This is a genomic window from Streptomyces sp. NPDC051582, assembly GCF_040681715.1.
Lineage (GTDB): Bacteria > Actinomycetota > Actinomycetes > Streptomycetales > Streptomycetaceae > Streptomyces.
This window is the reverse complement of the sequence record NZ_JBFAZJ010000037.1, coordinates 42,358-58,420: the sequence shown is the minus strand read 5'-3', so window position 1 is coordinate 58,420 and position 16,063 is coordinate 42,358. Positions and strand designations below refer to the sequence as shown.

General features: G+C 75.1%; 15 protein-coding genes and 1 pseudogene. 11 read left to right on the top strand and 5 right to left on the bottom strand.

Annotated features, from left to right (window positions below; translation table 11 throughout):
• Positions 1-17: 17 nt before the first annotated feature.
• Positions 18-2,186: a TOMM precursor leader peptide-binding protein gene (locus AB0M92_RS33810; RefSeq protein WP_366106177.1), complete on the top strand. Its 2,169-nt coding sequence runs from the start codon at positions 18-20 to the stop codon at positions 2,184-2,186.
• 61 nt (positions 2,187-2,247) lie between these two features.
• Positions 2,248-2,783, top strand: a pseudogene (locus tag AB0M92_RS33805) (YcaO-like family protein); the annotation flags it as partial.
• A gap of 86 nt (positions 2,784-2,869) precedes the next feature.
• Here the strand turns inward: AB0M92_RS33805 and AB0M92_RS33800 are convergent.
• Positions 2,870-3,043 carry a thiazolylpeptide-type bacteriocin gene (locus AB0M92_RS33800; protein ID WP_007268044.1) on the bottom strand — a complete coding sequence of 58 codons (174 nt, stop codon included), beginning with the start codon at positions 3,041-3,043 and terminating at the stop codon, positions 2,870-2,872.
• Positions 3,044-3,198: 155 nt separating this feature from the next.
• On the opposite strand from AB0M92_RS33800, the gene AB0M92_RS33795 reads away from it, so the two are divergent.
• Together AB0M92_RS33795 and AB0M92_RS33790 are read left to right on the top strand one after the other, a co-directional pair.
• Entirely contained in the window at positions 3,199-4,431 is a 1,233-nt protein-coding gene (locus AB0M92_RS33795; RefSeq protein WP_366106176.1) for an amidohydrolase, read from the top strand.
• A gap of 122 nt (positions 4,432-4,553) precedes the next feature.
• Complete coding sequence (locus tag AB0M92_RS33790) at positions 4,554-5,054, top strand: hypothetical protein (protein WP_366106175.1); 501 nt, start codon at positions 4,554-4,556, stop codon at positions 5,052-5,054.
• 78 nt (positions 5,055-5,132) lie between these two features.
• Here the strand turns inward: AB0M92_RS33790 and AB0M92_RS33785 are convergent, their stop codons facing one another.
• Positions 5,133-6,494 (bottom strand): FAD-dependent oxidoreductase, encoded by a 1,362-nt coding sequence (locus tag AB0M92_RS33785; protein WP_366106174.1) that lies wholly within the window; start codon positions 6,492-6,494, stop codon positions 5,133-5,135.
• Between the two features lie 185 nt (positions 6,495-6,679).
• On the opposite strand from AB0M92_RS33785, the gene AB0M92_RS33780 reads away from it, so the two are divergent.
• Positions 6,680-7,732 (top strand): PHP domain-containing protein, encoded by a 1,053-nt coding sequence (locus tag AB0M92_RS33780; protein WP_366106172.1) that lies wholly within the window; start codon positions 6,680-6,682, stop codon positions 7,730-7,732.
• Positions 7,733-7,746: 14 nt separating this feature from the next.
• Here the strand turns inward: AB0M92_RS33780 and AB0M92_RS33775 are convergent, their stop codons facing one another.
• Positions 7,747-8,652, bottom strand: a complete 906-nt coding sequence (locus AB0M92_RS33775) for a UbiA family prenyltransferase (RefSeq protein ID WP_366106171.1) — start codon at positions 8,650-8,652, stop codon at positions 7,747-7,749.
• Positions 8,653-8,728: 76 nt separating this feature from the next.
• Between AB0M92_RS33775 and AB0M92_RS33770 the strand changes: the two genes are divergently transcribed.
• The 3 genes from AB0M92_RS33770 (at position 8,729) to AB0M92_RS33760 (ending at position 11,434) form a co-directional block, all read left to right on the top strand.
• Positions 8,729-9,790: a 3-oxoacyl-[acyl-carrier-protein] synthase III C-terminal domain-containing protein gene (locus AB0M92_RS33770; RefSeq protein ID WP_366106170.1), complete on the top strand. Its 1,062-nt coding sequence runs from the start codon at positions 8,729-8,731 to the stop codon at positions 9,788-9,790.
• Positions 9,791-9,860: 70 nt separating this feature from the next.
• On the top strand, positions 9,861-10,412 hold the full coding sequence (locus AB0M92_RS33765) for an isoprenylcysteine carboxyl methyltransferase family protein (RefSeq protein ID WP_366106190.1): 552 nt from the start codon (positions 9,861-9,863) through the stop codon (positions 10,410-10,412).
• Positions 10,409-11,434 carry an NAD(P)/FAD-dependent oxidoreductase gene (locus AB0M92_RS33760; RefSeq protein WP_366106169.1) on the top strand — a complete coding sequence of 342 codons (1,026 nt, stop codon included), beginning with the start codon at positions 10,409-10,411 and terminating at the stop codon, positions 11,432-11,434. The genes AB0M92_RS33765 and AB0M92_RS33760 overlap by 4 nt, the downstream gene beginning before the upstream one ends.
• Before the next feature lie 69 nt (positions 11,435-11,503).
• On the opposite strand, the gene AB0M92_RS33755 is transcribed toward AB0M92_RS33760, so the two are convergent.
• Positions 11,504-12,637 carry a hypothetical protein gene (locus AB0M92_RS33755; protein ID WP_366106168.1) on the bottom strand — a complete coding sequence of 378 codons (1,134 nt, stop codon included), beginning with the start codon at positions 12,635-12,637 and terminating at the stop codon, positions 11,504-11,506.
• A gap of 241 nt (positions 12,638-12,878) precedes the next feature.
• Between AB0M92_RS33755 and AB0M92_RS33750 the strand changes: the two genes are divergently transcribed.
• The 3 genes from AB0M92_RS33750 (at position 12,879) to AB0M92_RS33740 (ending at position 15,333) form a co-directional block, all read left to right on the top strand.
• Positions 12,879-13,064, top strand: coding sequence for a DUF6381 family protein (locus tag AB0M92_RS33750; protein ID WP_366106167.1), 186 nt, complete (start codon positions 12,879-12,881; stop codon positions 13,062-13,064).
• 89 nt (positions 13,065-13,153) lie between these two features.
• Positions 13,154-13,663, top strand: a complete 510-nt coding sequence (locus AB0M92_RS33745; RefSeq protein ID WP_366106166.1) for a DUF664 domain-containing protein — start codon at positions 13,154-13,156, stop codon at positions 13,661-13,663.
• A gap of 65 nt (positions 13,664-13,728) precedes the next feature.
• A complete protein-coding gene (locus tag AB0M92_RS33740; protein ID WP_366106165.1) occupies positions 13,729-15,333 on the top strand; it encodes a carboxylesterase family protein in 1,605 nt (534 codons plus the stop codon).
• Positions 15,334-15,384: 51 nt separating this feature from the next.
• Here the strand turns inward: AB0M92_RS33740 and AB0M92_RS33735 are convergent, their stop codons facing one another.
• The gene (locus AB0M92_RS33735) at positions 15,385-16,038 is read right to left on the bottom strand and encodes a hypothetical protein (protein WP_366106164.1); all 654 of its coding nucleotides are present in this window, start codon (positions 16,036-16,038) and stop codon (positions 15,385-15,387) included.
• Positions 16,039-16,063 lie beyond the last annotated feature (25 nt).

Below are 16,063 nucleotides of genomic sequence, written 5' to 3'. Positions count from 1 at the left end.
CCCGGATACGCCGGGACGTGCTCTTCACCGAGACGCCCGACGGTGTGCTGTTCCACAACTCCGACGGCGGGTTCCGGATCACGGCCCGCTCGGCGTACCGGTTCGCCACGCTGATCGTCCCGCACCTCACCGGCGAGCACTCCGTCGCCGAACTCTGCCAAGGCCTCGGCGACGCCCGGCGCGCGATGGTCGGCGAGCTCGTCAAGACGCTGTACGAAAGGGGCTTCGCCCGCTCCGTCCCGGCCCCGCGGACCTCCGACGGTCCGGTGGTCCCGCCCGACGTGGCGCGGCGCTTCGCGCCGCAGATCGCGTACGTCGACCACTACGCCGACGAGGCAGAGGACCGGTTCCTGCGCTTCCGCGGCACCCGGGTCGCCGTCCTCGGCGATGACGCCGTGGCCCGGTGGTGCGCCCTGAGCCTGGTCCGCAACGGCTGCGCGCTCGTCGGCGTCCAGCTGTCCGGCACGGGGCGGCCTCCCGTCGAGGACGAAGCGCAGGAGGCGCGGGCCGACGGCTGCCCGGTCGGGATACGCACCCTGGCAGCGGCTGAAGGTCCGCTCGGATGGCCGGAGTTGGAAGGCTTCGACTTCGTCGTGGTCACCGGGGGTCATACGGCCCCCGCGCGGCTGCTCCCGCTCCTGCGCGCCGGGATACCCGAGGGCCGCAGCCTGCTTCCGGCCTGGTCGTACGGCTCCGACGCCGTCGTCGGCCCGCTGATGGCCGACGCCACCGAGGGCTGCTGGGCCTGCGCGGCGCTGCGGCTGGGCTCGGCCCGCCCCGGCTCCGGGGCCGCCGCCGACCTGTGGAGCGCGCTGGCCCTGCCGGCCGGCGGGATCGCGCCTTCCGGTCCCGTACCGGGACGGCCGCTGGCCGCGATGATCGGCAACCTGCTCGGGTACGAGGTCTTCCGCGCGGCCACGGGTGCGCTGCCCGCGGAGACCGCCGGACGGCTGGTCGTCCAGGACATGGAGTCGCTGGACGTCACCGCAGAACCGCTCTTCCCGCATCCGCGCTGCCCGTTCTGCGCCGGGCGGGACGAGGCCGGCGCGGCCGGCGGCCAGGCGGAGGCGCAGCCGGTGGACCTGGCCACCGCGGGCAGTTCGGGCGCCCCCGCACTGCCGACGCTCGACACCGCCCGCGAAGCGGAGGCGCTGGTGGCGGAGTTGAACCGGCGCTCGGCCATCGTCCGCCCGTACGCCGGAGTGTTCACCCGTTTCGCCGACGAGGCCCTCACCCAGATCCCGCTCAAGCTGGGCGTGGTCGAGCTGGGCGTCGGGCACACCGGTGCGCGCACGATCACCGCCTTCGACATCCACCACGTCGCGGGCGCCCGGACGCGCGCCCTGGACGCGGCGGCACTGGTGTACGCCGAGCACGTCGTCCCCGCGCGGGGGCTCGTGACCGCGTCCTGTGCGGAGGCGCCTCCCCTGGCCATCGCCTCCGGGCTGCCGGGCGGTGCCGCCGTACACCAGCGCGCCGTCTCGCTCCTGACGAAGGCGTCCCTGCTCGTCCCGGCCGGCGCCGTCCGCCCCTTCGGACCTCACAACGCCGACCGGCTCTTCGAGCCGACCCGGGCGGGGGCCGGTGCGGGCCCCGCCCCCGCCGACGCGGCCGCGGCCGGGCTCCTGTCGGCCCTCGCGTACGACGCGCTGCTGCGCACCGTACGGGGCACCCCGGCGACCCGGGTCCCACTGCCGGATCCGGACGGTCCGGACGCCGAACTCGGTTTCCTCGTACGGTCGGCGGACCGGCTGGAGCTGCCCGTGGAGCTGCTCGACCTCGGTGAGGGCGACCGGAGCGGGGCGACCGTGCTCCTCGCCCGGTCGGCGGAGCGCTGGGCGGTCGGCGGCGGCCTGGACCGGCGTACGGCGGCGGTGGCCGCGCTGACCGAACTCCTCGGCGCGGCCCAGTACGAGGGCGACCGGTCGGGCGGCGGCCGGGCGGCCGACACCGGCGATCCGCTGCTGGCCGATCTGGACCCCCGCGCCCTGGCGGTCGGCGGTGCGGGCGGTGCGGCCCACGCCCCGGCCGCCGCGATCGGCTGGCCGGAGGTGCTGGAGCGGCTCGGCGCCGCGGGGCGCGATGCGTACCTGGTCCCGACGGGCGCGCCCGAGCTCGCGTCCGCGGGGGTCCACACCGTACGGGTACTGCTCACGGCGGCGCCGGAGCCCGGCCATGACGCGTAGCCGTCCCCCGCTGGTCCGGACCGAACCCACCGTGCGGGACGTGCTCGGGGCGGTGGCCGCCGTGGAGGCCGCGCTCTGCGAGGTCCTCACGTACATTCCGCACCTGCCCCGGCAGGTCGCGCAGCGCCGGGGCGAACTGGAGGCGATGGCAGCCGACTTCCGCCTCGTTCGACATCTCAAGGACCACGCCCAGCTGTACGGTCTGCCCGGGATGGCCCCGTACGTACGGCCCTATACGGAGCCGGCGGGCATCCGGCCGATGGACGCGCTGTACGCCTCCCGGCCGCACCCCCCGAAAGGCTCCGCCGGGCGACCGGACACCGGGGACCTGCGCGACGATCTACTTTTTGCGTAGGGCAGTTGACGGACGCCGGACACGATGTGATCGTCGTCGACCAGACGACCCCCGAGCAGTTGCGGACCGGGCTGCGCACCGTGTGCGCGGTGGTGCCCGGGCTGCTGCCGATCGACTTCGGCTGGTCGCGGCAGCGGGCCCCGTACCTGCCACGGCTGCGGACGGCGCCGCGCCGGGCGGGGCTGCGGGAGACGGATCTGGCGGAGGCGGAGATCCGGATGGTCCCGCACCCGTTCCCCTGACTCCCCCTCCGCCCGTACGACGGTGCCCCGGCCCGCGCGCTGGCGCGCGGGCCGGGGCACCGGTGTGCGTACGTCCTGACCGGCGGTCAGGCGCTGCAGGAGGTCGTGCTGGTGGTGGAGGAGCAGGTCGAGGTCGAGCTGCAGCTCGTGGAACCGGCGAGCACGACCTCGCTGGCGTCCGAGTAGTCGGAGATCTCGAACGTCTCGGATTCGAGTTCGAGGATCTCGTCGGCGAGCGAGGCGAGGGGCGACTTCTCCATGATGGCTCCTTCGGTCGGTGGGCGGGGCCGTGGTGCCCCTCCATCAGAGCCGGTCGCGCCGTCAGCTCACCCCCCGGACCGCTGGCACCTCTCTGACAGGAAGTGTCAGCGCCCTGACGCCATCGCCCCGCGGACCCTGTCCGACCATGGGTCCCATGCTCTCCGACCTCATCAGGCCCCTGACGACCCTCTACCTGGAACTGCACCGGGATCCGGAGCTGTCGGGCCGGGAGCGGCGCACGGCGGCCCGGTTCGCGGGCGCGCTCGAAGCCGAGGGATACGCGGTGACGGGCGGGATCGGCGGGTACGGCGTCGCCGGGGTGCTGCGCAACGGCGCCGGGCCGACGGTGCTGCTGCGCGCCGAGCTCGACGCCCTGCCCGTTCGGGAGACGACGGGGCTCGCGTACGCGAGCGGGGGCGAGGCCGCCCACGCCTGCGGGCACGATCTGCACCTGGCCGCGGCGGCCGGGACCGCCGCCCTGCTGGCACGGGAACCGGGCGCCTGGCGCGGCACGCTCGTCGTGGTCGGCCAGCCCGCCGAGGAGACCCTGGAGGGCGCGCGGGCGATGCTGTCGGACGGGCTGTACGAGCGGACCGGGCGGCCCGACGCCGTGCTGGCGCAGCACGCCGCTCCGCTGCCGGCCGGGATGGTCGCGCACGGGTACGGGCCGATGACCGCCGGGAGCGTCACCTTCCGGATCGTCGTCCACGGCCGCGGAGGCCACGCCGGAGCCCCTCAGCTGACCGTGGACCCGGTGGTGACGGCCGCGCACGTGGTGACCCGGCTCCAGACGGTGGTGGCGCGCGAGGCGGCCCCGTCGGAGCAGGTGGCCGTCACCGTCGGCTCGTTCCGGGCGGGCGAGCGCGCGAACGTGGTGCCCGACCGGGCCGAACTGGGCGTCACCGTACGGGCGGCCGGCGAGGCGGCGCTGACCCGGGCGGCGGCGGCCGTGGAGCGGATCGTCCGCGCCGAGTGCGCCGCCTCGGACTGTCCCCGGGAGCCGGAGATCGTCCGGACCTGCTCCTCTCCGGTCACCCATCCCGATCCGGCGACGACCGCGGCCGTACGGGAGGCGCACGCGGCCGAGTTCGGCGCGGAGCGGGTGGCCATGTGGCCGCCCTCCCTGGCAACGGAGGACTTCGGGCTGTTCGGCGACGCGGGCCGGGCGCTGCACGGGGTGTCGGGGGTGCGCCTCGCGTACTGGATGCTGGGCGTGATCGGCCCGGCGGCCTGGGCGGCGGCGCCCGGCGCGAGCGCGGCGCAGAAGCTGGCCGTCCTGCCCGCCAACCACGCGCCGGATTTCGCGCCGGACGTGCGCACGGCGCTCCCGGCGAGCGTACGGGCCCTGCGGACGGCGGCGCTGAGCTGTCTGGGTTCGCCCCGATAGGCGCCCGTACGCCATCCGCGTCGCTTTCAGGCCATTTCGCACGATCCGAGAACCGTCCGCCGGGGTGGCGGCGTCGGTGGGTTCATCTCCTCGGTATCCGAGCACGGCGAAAGGTCCGAACGATGTCCAAGTCTGCGGCCAAGGCCAAGCGCACCGCTTCCCTCGCCCTCGCGGCCACCGCCGCGGGGGCCGCACTCACGCTCGCCCTCGTCACCGGCGCCTCCGCGACCGCCGGCGCGGGCGCACCGCAGGACGGCCGGGCGGCCGCCGCGGCTCCGTCCGCCTCCGGCAGCCCCGAGGGCGCGTTCTCCCGGATCGCCGTCTTCTACGGCGCCTACATCGACGCGGTGTACGACGGGGACGGCACGCGCGCGAAGCAGCTGCGGGCCGCCTACCTCTCCGCACCGCTCCAGCGCGAGCTGGCGAAGTGGGAGGAGACCAACCACGCGGACGGTGTCCTGCGCGCCCAGAACGTGCCGCTGGAGTGGAAGGTGACGTACGTCGACAGCGGCATGGGCAAGACCAATGCCGACGTCGCCTTGACCTGGAGCGGCAGCGACACCACCCGGCTGCACGTCCAGGCCGATCTGAAGACCCGCAAGATCCTGTCCATCACGGGCTGAACCGGAACTGAGGACGCTCCGGACATGCGGGTGGGGGCCACCGTCGGCGGCCCCCACCCGATCAGCGACGCGCGGCGATCAGGCCCCGCTCGCCTTCAGCATGTCCTCGCGCTCGACGATCTTCACGCGCGCGCGGCCCTCGGGCTCGCCCAGCGCCTTTTCGGCGGCGTCGAGCTTGTACCAGCCCTCCCACGTCGTGAAGCGGACGTCCCGCTCCGCCAGGAAGGACTCGACGGCCTCCGGTGCGGGCGCGGCGGGCGTCTGCAGGCGGCCGCCCGCGTGGTCCGCCAAGAGGTTCGCGACCGTCTCGTTCGCGTCGCCCTTGGTGTGGCCGATGAGGCCGATCGGACCGCGCCGGATCCAGCCGGTCACGTACGTGGACTTCAGGTGCTCGCCGGCCTCGATCACGCGGCCGCCCTCGTCCGGAACCGTGCCGCTGGCGACGTCCCACGGCAGCTTGGGCAGTTCGTCGGAGAGGTAGCCCACGGCGCGGTAGACGGACTGGACGTCCCAGTCGGTGAACCGGCCGGTGCCCTTGACGTTGCCCGTGCCGTCGAGCTCGGTGCGCTCGGTGCGCAGGCCGACGACCTTGCCGTCCTCGCCGAGGATCTCGGCGGGCGACTCGAAGAAGTGCAGGAAGAGCTTGTGCGGGCGCTCACCGATGTCGCGGATCGCCCAGTTCTCCAGCGTCTTGGCGACCATGTCGGTCTGCTTGTTCTTGCGGCGCTCGGCGATCGAGCCCTCGTCGTAGTCGATGTCCTCGGGGTTGACGATGACCTCGATGTTGGGCGAGTGGTCGAGCTCGCGCAGCTCCATCGGGCTGAACTTGGCCTGTGCCGGGCCCCGGCGGCCGAAGACGTGGACTTCGAGCGCCTTGTTGGCCCCCAGTCCTTCGTGGACGTTCGCGGGGATCTCGGTCGGCAGCAGTTCATCTGCGGTCTTCGCGAGGATGCGCGCGACGTCGAGGGCGACGTTGCCGACGCCGAGGACGGCGACCTTCTCGGCCTCCAGCGGCCAGGTGCGCGGGACGTCGGGGTGGCCGTCGTACCAGGAGACGAAGTCGGCGGCGCCGTAGGAGCCGTCGAGCTCGACGCCGGGTATCGCGAGCGCGCGGTCGGCCGTGGCTCCGGTGGAGAAGATCACCGCGTCGTAGAACGAGTGCAGCTCGTCGAGGCTGATGTCGTTCGGGTAGTCCACGTTGCCGAACAGGCGCACCTGCGGCTTGTCGAGCACCTGGTGGAGGGCGGTGATGATGCCCTTGATCCGCGGGTGGTCGGGGGCGACGCCGTACCGGATCAGGCCGAAGGGGGCGGGCATCCGCTCGAACAGGTCGATGGAGACACCCGGCTCGGCGGCCGCCTCGGACTTCAGCAGCGCGTCGGCGGCGTAGATTCCGGCGGGGCCGGCACCGACGATTGCTACCCGGAGGGGGCGAGGCATGACTGGTTCCCTTCGACCGAAAACACTGGATCAGGAGGAACCCTAAGCTAAGGGAACCCTAACCCAGCACCCGCCCCCCGCTTATGGCCCTATAAACAGAACTTATGACCTTCCCAAGACATCCTTGGGGGTGCCGGTCACACTGGAGTCCGGGAGGCACGCAGGAGGCACTCGGGAGGTACTCCATGGATCCGGTCGCGGCGCTGGAGCGCATCGCCTTCCTGCTGGAGCGCGGGCAGGCCCCGACCTACAGGGTGCAGGCCTTCCGGAAGGCGGCCGCCGCCCTGGTGCGCATGGGCGAGCCGGAGGTGCGCGAGCGCGTCGGAGCCGGAACCCTCGAAGCGGTCAAGGGCATCGGCCCGAAGACCGCCCAGGTCGTGCGGGAGGCGGTCGGCGGGGCGATCCCCGCGTACCTGCGGAAACTGGAGGACGAGATCGCGGCGCACCCCGAGGGCCCGCCGGCGAGCCCCGCCGCCCTGGCACTGCGCGCGGCCCTGCGCGGGGACTGTCACCTGCACTCCGAATGGTCCGACGGCGGCAGCCCGATCGAGGCCATGGGCCGGGCGGCGGCCGAACTGGGCCACGAGTGGGCCGTCCTCACCGACCACTCCCCGAGCCTCACCGTCGCCCGCGGGCTCTCCCCGGAGCGGCTGCGCGAGCAACTGGACGTGGTGGCGGAGCTGAACGAGGGGTGGGCCCCCTTCCGGCTGCTGACCGGCATCGAGTGCGACATCCTGCTCGACGGCTCCCTGGACCAGGAGCCGGAACTGCTGGACCGGCTGGACCTCGTGGTCGGATCCGTCCATTCGAAGCTGCGGATGGAGTCGCCCGCGATGACGCGCCGACTGCTGGCCGCCGTACGCAATCCCCTGATGGACGTCCTGGGCCACTGCACGGGGCGCCTCGTGACGGGCCGGGGGCGCCCCGAGTCCACCTTCGACGCGCAGGCGGTGTTCGACGCCTGCGCGCAGTCCGGGACCGCGGTGGAGATCAACAGCCGGCCCGAGCGGCTGGACCCGCCGCGCCGGCTGCTGCGGCTGGCCGTGGCGTCCGGGGCGCTGTTCGCGATCGACACGGACGCGCACGCCCCCGGTCAGCTGGACTGGCAGCCGACCGGCTGCGAACGGGCCGTGGAGTGCGGGGTGCCGGGCGAGCGGGTCGTCAACACCTGGCCCCGGGAGCAGCTGCTGGAGTGGACCCGGACCCGCCGCCCTCCGGCTCGGACCGCCGCGGCCTGAGCCGCAGGGCGGCTTCAGGCCCGCCCCGCGAGGCCGGCCCCGCGGACCACCAGCAGCACGACATCGGCCCCGGCGACCGCCATCGTCGCCAGGAACGGGATCCGGCTCCGGCCGGCCGGCCGCAGGGCCCCGAGGAGTACCGCCGCGGCCGTCGCCCCGAGCAGCCCCCAGCCGTACGCCGGCACCCGCCCCGGAGGTCCCGCGGCCAGGGCCACCGCCGAGCCGAGCACCAGGAGCCCGCCGAGGACCGCCGAGGCGCGCGCGCCGATGCGGTGCGGCAGGCCCGACACGCCCGTGGCCAGGTCGTCCTCGATGTCGGGCAGCACGTTGGCGAAGTGCGCGCCGGCACCCAGCAGGGCCGCCGCGGCCGTCAGCCACCACGGCGGCCACGGCGCACCCGGCAGCCCGAGGGTGACGAAGGCGGGGAGCAGCCCGAAGGCCAGGGCGTACGGGAGCCAGGAGGCGGCGGTGCTCTTCAGCCGCAGGTTGTACGCCCAAGCGGCGGCCACCCCGCACAGGTGGGCGCAGCCCGCGAGACGGCCGCCGGCCAGTGACAGCGGAACGCAGAGCAGCAGGGCCGCGAGCGCGGCGGCCGTCACCGCGGCGGGCCGTACGGCGCCGGAGACGAGGGGTTTGTCGGGGCGGCCGGTCACCAGGTCTCGGCCGAGGTCCACCCGGTCGTTGCACCAGCCCACCGACAGCTGGCCCGTGCCCACGGCCGCCGCGACGAGCGCGGCGCCGGGGAGGCCGCGCCCCACGGCCGCGGCCAGGGCGGCGGCCAGCAGGGTCACAGCCGCCGCGGGCACCGGATGACAGGCCCTGAGCAGGCCCGATACCGCGCCCGGCGGCCGCCCGGCGGCGGCTGCTGACGCGGGCTCGGGCAGGGTCGGGTCCATGGCTTCTGCTCTGGCGCGGGGCACGCGACCACGCTAAGCCGCGCCGCGCCAGGTATGCGGCATTCCTCAGGAAGTGTCAGTTGTTCCCTATGTTGAGGCAATGACGCGTGTCCTGGCCGTGAGCACTGTGTTCCCGCCCCACCGCTATCGGCAGTCCGAGATCGCGACGGCGCTCGCCCGCTTCCTTCCCCCGGGGTCCGACACCGCCCTCCTCCACCGGCTGCACGCCGCGGTGGGCGTCGACTCCCGCCACCTCGCGCTCCCACTGGAGCGCTACGGTCCGTCGAACGACTTCGGCGCCACGAACGCGCTCTTCGTGAAGGGCGCCGAGGAACTCGGCGCCCGCGCCGTCGAAGCCGCCCTCGCCGCGGCCCACCTGACGGCGCGGGAGGTCGACCTGGTCATGTCGACCACGGTGACGGGGCTCGCGACGCCCTCGCTGGAGGCCCGTCTCGCCACCCGGTCGGGCCTGCGCCCCGACGTGCGGCGGCTGCCGCTCTTCGGCCTGGGCTGCGCGGCGGGCGCCGCCGGACTGGGCCACCTCCACGACCATCTGACGGGCCGCCCCGACCACGCGGCCCTGCTGCTGTCCACGGAGCTCTGCTCGCTCACCCTCCAGCCCTCGGACACCTCGGTGGCGAACCTGGTGGCCGGGGCCCTCTTCGGCGACGGGGCCGGGGCCCTGATCGCGGTGGGCCGCGGGCATCCGCTGCACGGCACACGGCCAGGACCGTCGGTGGTGGCCGCGCGCAGCCGCCTCTACCCCGGCACCGAGGGGCTCCTCGGCTGGGACATCGGCCACTGGGGCTTCCGGATGGTGCTGGGCCGGGAACTGCCCGCCCTGGTCCGGCTGCACGTGGCCGAGGAGGTCGAGTCCTTCCTCGCCCGGCACGACCTCAAGCCGCCGGACGTCGACGCGTGGATCGTCCACCCCGGCGGCCCGAAGGTGCTCGACGCGCTGGCGGACGCGCTGTCCCTGCCCGACTCCGCCTTCGCGGCGAGCCGGCGCTCGCTCGCGGAAGCGGGCAACCTCTCCTCGGCCTCGGTCCTGCACATCCTGAACACGATCCAGGCCTCCGGGCCGCCCGCACCGGGCTCGGTCGGCCTGATGATCGCCTTCGGGCCGGGCTTCGCCTCCGAACTCGTCCTCCTGCGGTGGTGACGCCATGTCCGTGACAGCGCTCGCCTCCATGGACCCGTACTCAATGGACCCATACCCGATGCCCTATTCGATGGACCCCTACCTGCTCCTCATCGGTCTCGTCGCGGCCGAGCGGCTCGCCGAACTCGCCACGGCCCGTCGCAACACGCGCTGGAGCCTGTCCCGCGGCGCCGTCGAATACGGCCGCGGCCACTATCCCGCCATGGTCGCCCTGCACACCGCGCTCCTCGTCGGCTGTGTGGTGGAGCCGCTCCTCGCCGACCGCCCGTTCCTGCCGGCACTGGGCTGGCCGGCCCTCGCCCTGGTGATCGGCGCCCAGGGCCTGCGCTGGTGGTGCATCGCCACCCTCGGCCCGCGCTGGAACACCCGCGTGCTGGTCGTCCCGGGGCTGCCGCTGGTGGCGGCCGGTCCGTACCGGCTGCTGCGCCACCCGAACTACGTCGCCGTCGTCGTCGAGGGCGCTGCGCTGCCGCTGGTGCACACCGCCTGGGTCACGGCGGCCGCCTTCACCCTGCTGAACCTGCTGCTGCTCGGCGTGCGCGTCCGCTGCGAGGAGGACGCCCTCGCGCACGCCGCGCCGGTCTACCGCAGCGCCGTACCTGCGGAGGGCCGGGCCCGGTGATCGACCTGCTCGTCGCGGGCGGCGGCCCGGCCGGGCTGGCCACGGCCATCCACGGGGCACTGGCCGGGATGGAGGTCGTGGTCCTGGAGCCGCGCCCCACCCCCATCGACAAGGCCTGCGGCGAGGGCCTGATGCCGGGAGCCGTAAGGGGCCTGCGGGAACTCGGCGTGTCCGTACCGGGCCGGCCCTTCCACGGGATCCGCTACCTGGACGGAGTGAGCGGCCTGCACGCGGAAGGGAGGTTCCGCACCGGGCCGGGGCTCGGCGCCCGCCGGCCCGTCCTGCAGGCAGCGCTGGCGCAGCGGGCCGAGGAGCTCGGCGTACGGGTGCTCGCGCGGCGCGTCGGCGAGGTCCGCCAGGACGCGGACCGGGTCGGCGCCGCCGGCCTGACGGCCCGCCACCTCGTGGCGGCGGACGGCCTGCACTCCCCCGTCCGGCGCGGTCTGGGCCTGGCGCAGGCGCCGGCCCCGGGCCGGCCGCCGCGCTACGGGCTGCGCCGCCACTACGCGGTGGAGCCCTGGAGCGACCTGGTCGAGGTGCACTGGTCGGCGCACTGCGAGGCGTACGTGACCCCGCTGGGGCCCGGCCGGGTGGGCGTGGCCGTCCTCACCACCGAGCGCGCCCCCTTCGACGTACAGCTGGCCCGGTTCCCGCTGCTGGGCGCGCGGCTGGCCGGGGCCGCCGGTTCGCCGGTTCGCGGCGCCGGGCCGCTGCGCCAGCGGGCGCGGGTACGGGTCGCGGGGCGGGTGCTGTTCGTCGGGGACGCGGCGGGGTACGTGGACGCGCTGACCGGCGAGGGGCTGACCCTGGCCGTGACGGCGGCGGGGGAACTGGTGCGCTGTGTGAGGGAGGGCCGGCCGCAGGCGTACGAGCGGGCCTGGCGGGAGCTGTCGCGCAGCTACCGCGCGCTGACCGCGTCCCTGCTCTGGGCACGCCGGCAACCCCGGCTCGCGGGGCGGATCGTCCCGTGTGCGGCCCGGCTTCCCCGGGTGTTCACGCACGCGGTCAACCTGCTGGCGTAGAACGCGTCCGGGCATGCCACAGGGGCGGGACCGGCGGCGGGTGCCGCCGGTCCCGCCCCCGTCGCGGGGTCAGCCGCCGGCACCCGCCCGGGCCCGCGGCGGCCGCTTCACGAGCGCCAGACCGGCCAGGACGGCCGCGGCCGCGGCGCACAGCACCGCCGTGACGCCCGCCCAGGCCTGGGAAGCGCTCACCGCGCTCTCCAGCGGGTCGAACGCCGCGAGTCCGCCGACCACGTGCAGGGCGACGACGGCGACGGCGCCCACGGCGCCGGCCCGCCACGCCCCGGCGGAGTCGCGCACCGCGATCAGCGCGCCGAGCCCGAGGCACAGCACGGTGGCGAGGAGCGCGGCGATCGCGGTCGGGGTCTGCGACGACAGGGCCGTCACGTCGCTCGGCAGGTGCAGGGCACCGCAGAGCAGCAGGGCCGCGGCCACGGGCCAGCGCAGCACGTGGCGCAGCGGGCCGGAGGCAGCGGGGGCCGCGCCCCGGCTGCCGTTCGGACCGCGCCCGTACTTCCGGCGGTACTCCGCGGACTCGTACCGCTCGTCGTCGTACGGGTCGTCGAACGGCTCCTCGTCCGGGGGCGCCGGCCGCCGTCCGGGGCGTCGCGCGTACCGGGCCGGTGCTCCGTCGGAGCCCGCGGGCTGCCGGGCGGAGCGGCCGGCCCCCGGCGGACGGGCCGGGTGCACGGACGGGACGGACGGAACGGCCGGGGCCGCCGGGTCCGCGGGGTCCGCCGGGTCCGCTGGGTCCGCTGGGGCCGCTGGGGCCGCCGGGACGGCTCGGGCCGGGAGCGCGGGCTGGACGGCCGGGACGGGCCGCGGGGACCGGAAGACGGAGCCGGGGGGCTCGGGCTCGCCGTTCCGGGGGGCCGGGCCGGGGTCCGAGGGCGGCTCGTGCTCTTCGTCCGTGTCCGTCCCGAGGATGCCGACCAGCAGGGCCACGTCCTGGATCGGGCGGCCGACGGCGGCCGCGCGCAGCGTCTGGTGGCCGTGGCCGGGGCTCTGGCCGGTCTCCTCCAGGAGGGTCACCAGTTCGGCCACCTCCTCCAGGGGCCGACAGGTGCCGGCCGTCTCCAGCAGGGTGCGTATGGGCTCGGTGCCCGCCGGGGACGCCGGGGTCGTCGTACCGGTGGGGTCGGGGTCGTGGAGCTCGCGGGGGTCGTCGTCCTGCATCGCCGCGAGCGTGATGGGGTCGTTCATGGAAAGCTCCGTTCGCCGACGCGCGGGTCTACACATCGCACGCCGGTCAACGTGCGTCATGGGAAGCGCACGCTCGGTCACCATTCACCGGCACCCGGCTCCGCTGCGCCATACGGGGCGGGCAAACGGGGGAGCCGCCCCCGCCGGCCGGTCGTCGCGCCGGGCGGTTCGAGATGCGCCCGCGCGGCGCTGCTGTTTCGCTGAATCGGGTCTCCTTACCCCCCACACCCGAGGAGTGATCATGAGCGCAGGCGAATCCCGCGGCCGAGTCCGGCAGTTGCGCGAGAAGGCGCAGGAGCTGAAGACGGCGGCCGAACGCTCCACCGACCCGGAAGAGCGCCGCAGGCTCCAGGAGAAGGCCCGCCGGCTCCAGGAGCAGAGCGAGAAGGAAGACAAGATCGACGACCGGGGCATGGATCCCATGTGACCCGCACGGCTTCACCCGTCGGCCGGTCGCCCCGGGCACCGGCCGATGTCGCACGCCCGGTGACATGACACCACGTCAGGAGGCGGTACATGAAGGCTGCGGAGGCACTGGCCGATGCGTACGGGCGCATCCGCGAGGTGGTGCACGAGGCGGTCGAGGGGCTCTCGGCCGAGGAGTTGAACGCGCGGATCGACCCGAAGGCGAACTCGATCGCCTGGCTGGTGTGGCACCTGACCCGGGTGCAGGACGACCACATGGCGGACGCTTCGGGCCTGGAGCAGGTCTGGACGGCCCAGGAGTGGTTCGCCCGGTTCGCCCTGCCGCTGCCCGCCGAGGCCACCGGCTACGGGCACACGGCCAAACAGGTCGGGACGGTCCTGGTCGAGTCGGACGAGCTGCTGCTCGGATACTTCGACGCCGTGCACGAGCGCACCACCGAGTTCGTGCGGGGGCTCTCCGCCACCGATCTGGACCGCGTGGTCGACACGGGCTGGGACCCGCCGGTCACCTTGGGGGTACGACTGGTCAGCATCCTCGCCGACGACCTCCAGCACGCCGGCCAGGCCGCGTACGTACGGGGTGTCGTGCAGCGCCGATAGCGGGATCTCCGGACGAAGGGGATGAGGGCGGGGACGCAAGGGCAAACGACGAGAGGCGGTCGCCGGTGTCCCCTGGGCGCTTCGTACGACGCTGGAGCGCCCTGTGGTGCGCTCTCCTGCTGCTCTCCGCCGGAGCCGGACCGGCGTCCGCGGCGGGCGGGGCCCCCGATGATCGGCCCGTGGTGGACACCGACCGGGGGCCCGTACGGGGCAGCGCGCACGGCGCGCACCGGACCTTCGAGGGGATCCCGTACGCCGCGCCGCCGACCGGCCCGCTGCGCTGGCGGCTTCCGCAGCCCGCCGCGCGGTGGACGGGCGTACGCGACGCCGGGGCGCCCGGGGCGCGCTGCGTGCAGCTGCCGGCGGTGGGGCCGGGTGGGCCGAGCGGCTCCGAGGACTGCCTGTACCTGAACGTCACCGCGCCGTCGCCGGGTGGGAGCGGACGCCCGGTCATGGTCTGGTTCCACGGCGGCGGCTTCGTCAACGGAGCGGGTGACCCGTACCGCGCGGAGCGGCTTGCCGTCCAAGGCAGCGCCGTGGTCGTCACGGTCAACTACCGGCTCGGGATCTTCGGCCTGTTCGGGCATCCGGCGCTCGGCGGGGCCCCCGACTTCGCCATCGCCGACCAGCAGGCGGCCCTGCGCTGGGTGCGGTCCAACGCCGCCCGCTTCGGCGGCGATCCCTCCAACGTGACCCTCTTCGGCGAATCGGCGGGCGGCCTCGGCATCTGCGCGCACCTGACCTCACCCGCATCGGCCGGCCTGTTCGGGCGGGCGGTCCTGCAGAGCGGCTCCTGCTCGACCACCATGCCGCCCCGCTCGCTGCTGCCCACGCTGGGGCGCTACGAGCCCTTCGTCCCCGAGCGGCGCACCGTCGCGGCCGGGGTCACGACGGCGGCCGGGCTCGGCTGCGACCGGCCCGGTCCGGGCGCCGCGCTGGCCTGCCTGCGCGGGAAGGACGCGGCGGTGCTCGCGACGCCGGAGCTGATGCAGCGCTTCTCGCTCGTCTCCTACGGCGACGGCAACCGCGTACTGCCCGAGGAGCCCCGGCGGGCCTTGGAGGCCGGCCGCTTCCACCGGGTGCCGGTGGTCGAGGGCATCAACCTGGACGAGATGCGGATCTTCCTGGCGCAGAGCCTGGTGGCGTTCCCCATCGCCGACGCGGGCGCTTACCGGGCGCGGGTGGAGCGGTCGTTCGGCGCAGAGGCCGTCGCGGCCGTGGAGGCGCAGTACCCGGCGACGGCGTACCCGACCCCGGCGCTGGCCTTCGCCGCCGTGCTGTCCGACGCCTCGTTCATCTGCCCGGCGCTGCGCGACGGCCGGGCGATGGCCCGGTACGCGCCGGTGTACGCGTACCGGTTCAGCGACCGGGACGCGCCGGACTTCACGGGCCTGCCGGAGGTGCCGGGCTTCCCGTACGGTGCCTCGCACGGCCTCGAACTGCCCTATCTGTTCACGATGGACGCCGCCCTGACGGGCCCGCAGCGGGCGCTGTCGGAGCGGATGACCGCCGACTGGACGGCGTTCGCCCGCACCGGCAGGCCCCCGGCGTGGCCGCGGTTCGACGCGCCCGGACCGGTGCTGTCGCTGGCCCCGGGGCCGGGCGGGATCCACACGGTGAACGGGCCGGCGGAACACCACTGCGCGCTCTGGGACGCGCGGTGGCCGTGAGGCCGCCTCCACGCTCCCGCCCGCTCCCGCCCGCTCCCGCCCGCCCGCGCCTCACCAGGTCGAGGTGGCGATGACCTCTCCCGCGCCCGTGCGGACGGACACGGTGCCGTGGTCCTGGTACACCTGGCGCCGCCACGACACGAAGACGTCCGCGACCCGTCGCCCGTCCTCCCACAGGCCCTTGCCGACGGCTCGGGTGGAGAAGGTGACGATCGCCTCCCCGGCGTCCCGCCCCTTGCGCACCCGGGCCTCCTGGACGGCCTGCTCGGGCAGGAACTGGTCGGCCCGGGTGCGGTGCTGGGCGTAGTGGGCGTTGAAGTCCCGGGTCATGTCGAACCACCCGGCGCCACTGCAGGGCCCGGCGCCGTTGGTGACGTCCCCGTCCGTGGGCGGCCCGGCGTACCCGCCCCTCTCCTCATCGGTGGGCGGGCCCGCGTACCCGCCGCTCTCCTCATCGGTGGGAGGCCCGGCGTGGGCGCCACCCGACTCCTCCTCCGTGGGGGGATCGGGCAGCCCCGTACCGGCGCCGCCCGTCGTGCGGTCGAGGCCGCAGGTCTCCTTCGCCGGGGCAGCCGGTACGGGCGGCGGCGCGGCGGCTTCCGCGCCGGCGTGCCGCGCACCGCAGGCCGCCAGCACGGCGCACAGGAGCCCCGCCCCCAGCGCTCTCCCGGCCACCACCGCCACGGCCGTCCTCGTCATGATCATGTTCATCCCCCTCTTGCCATGGGAG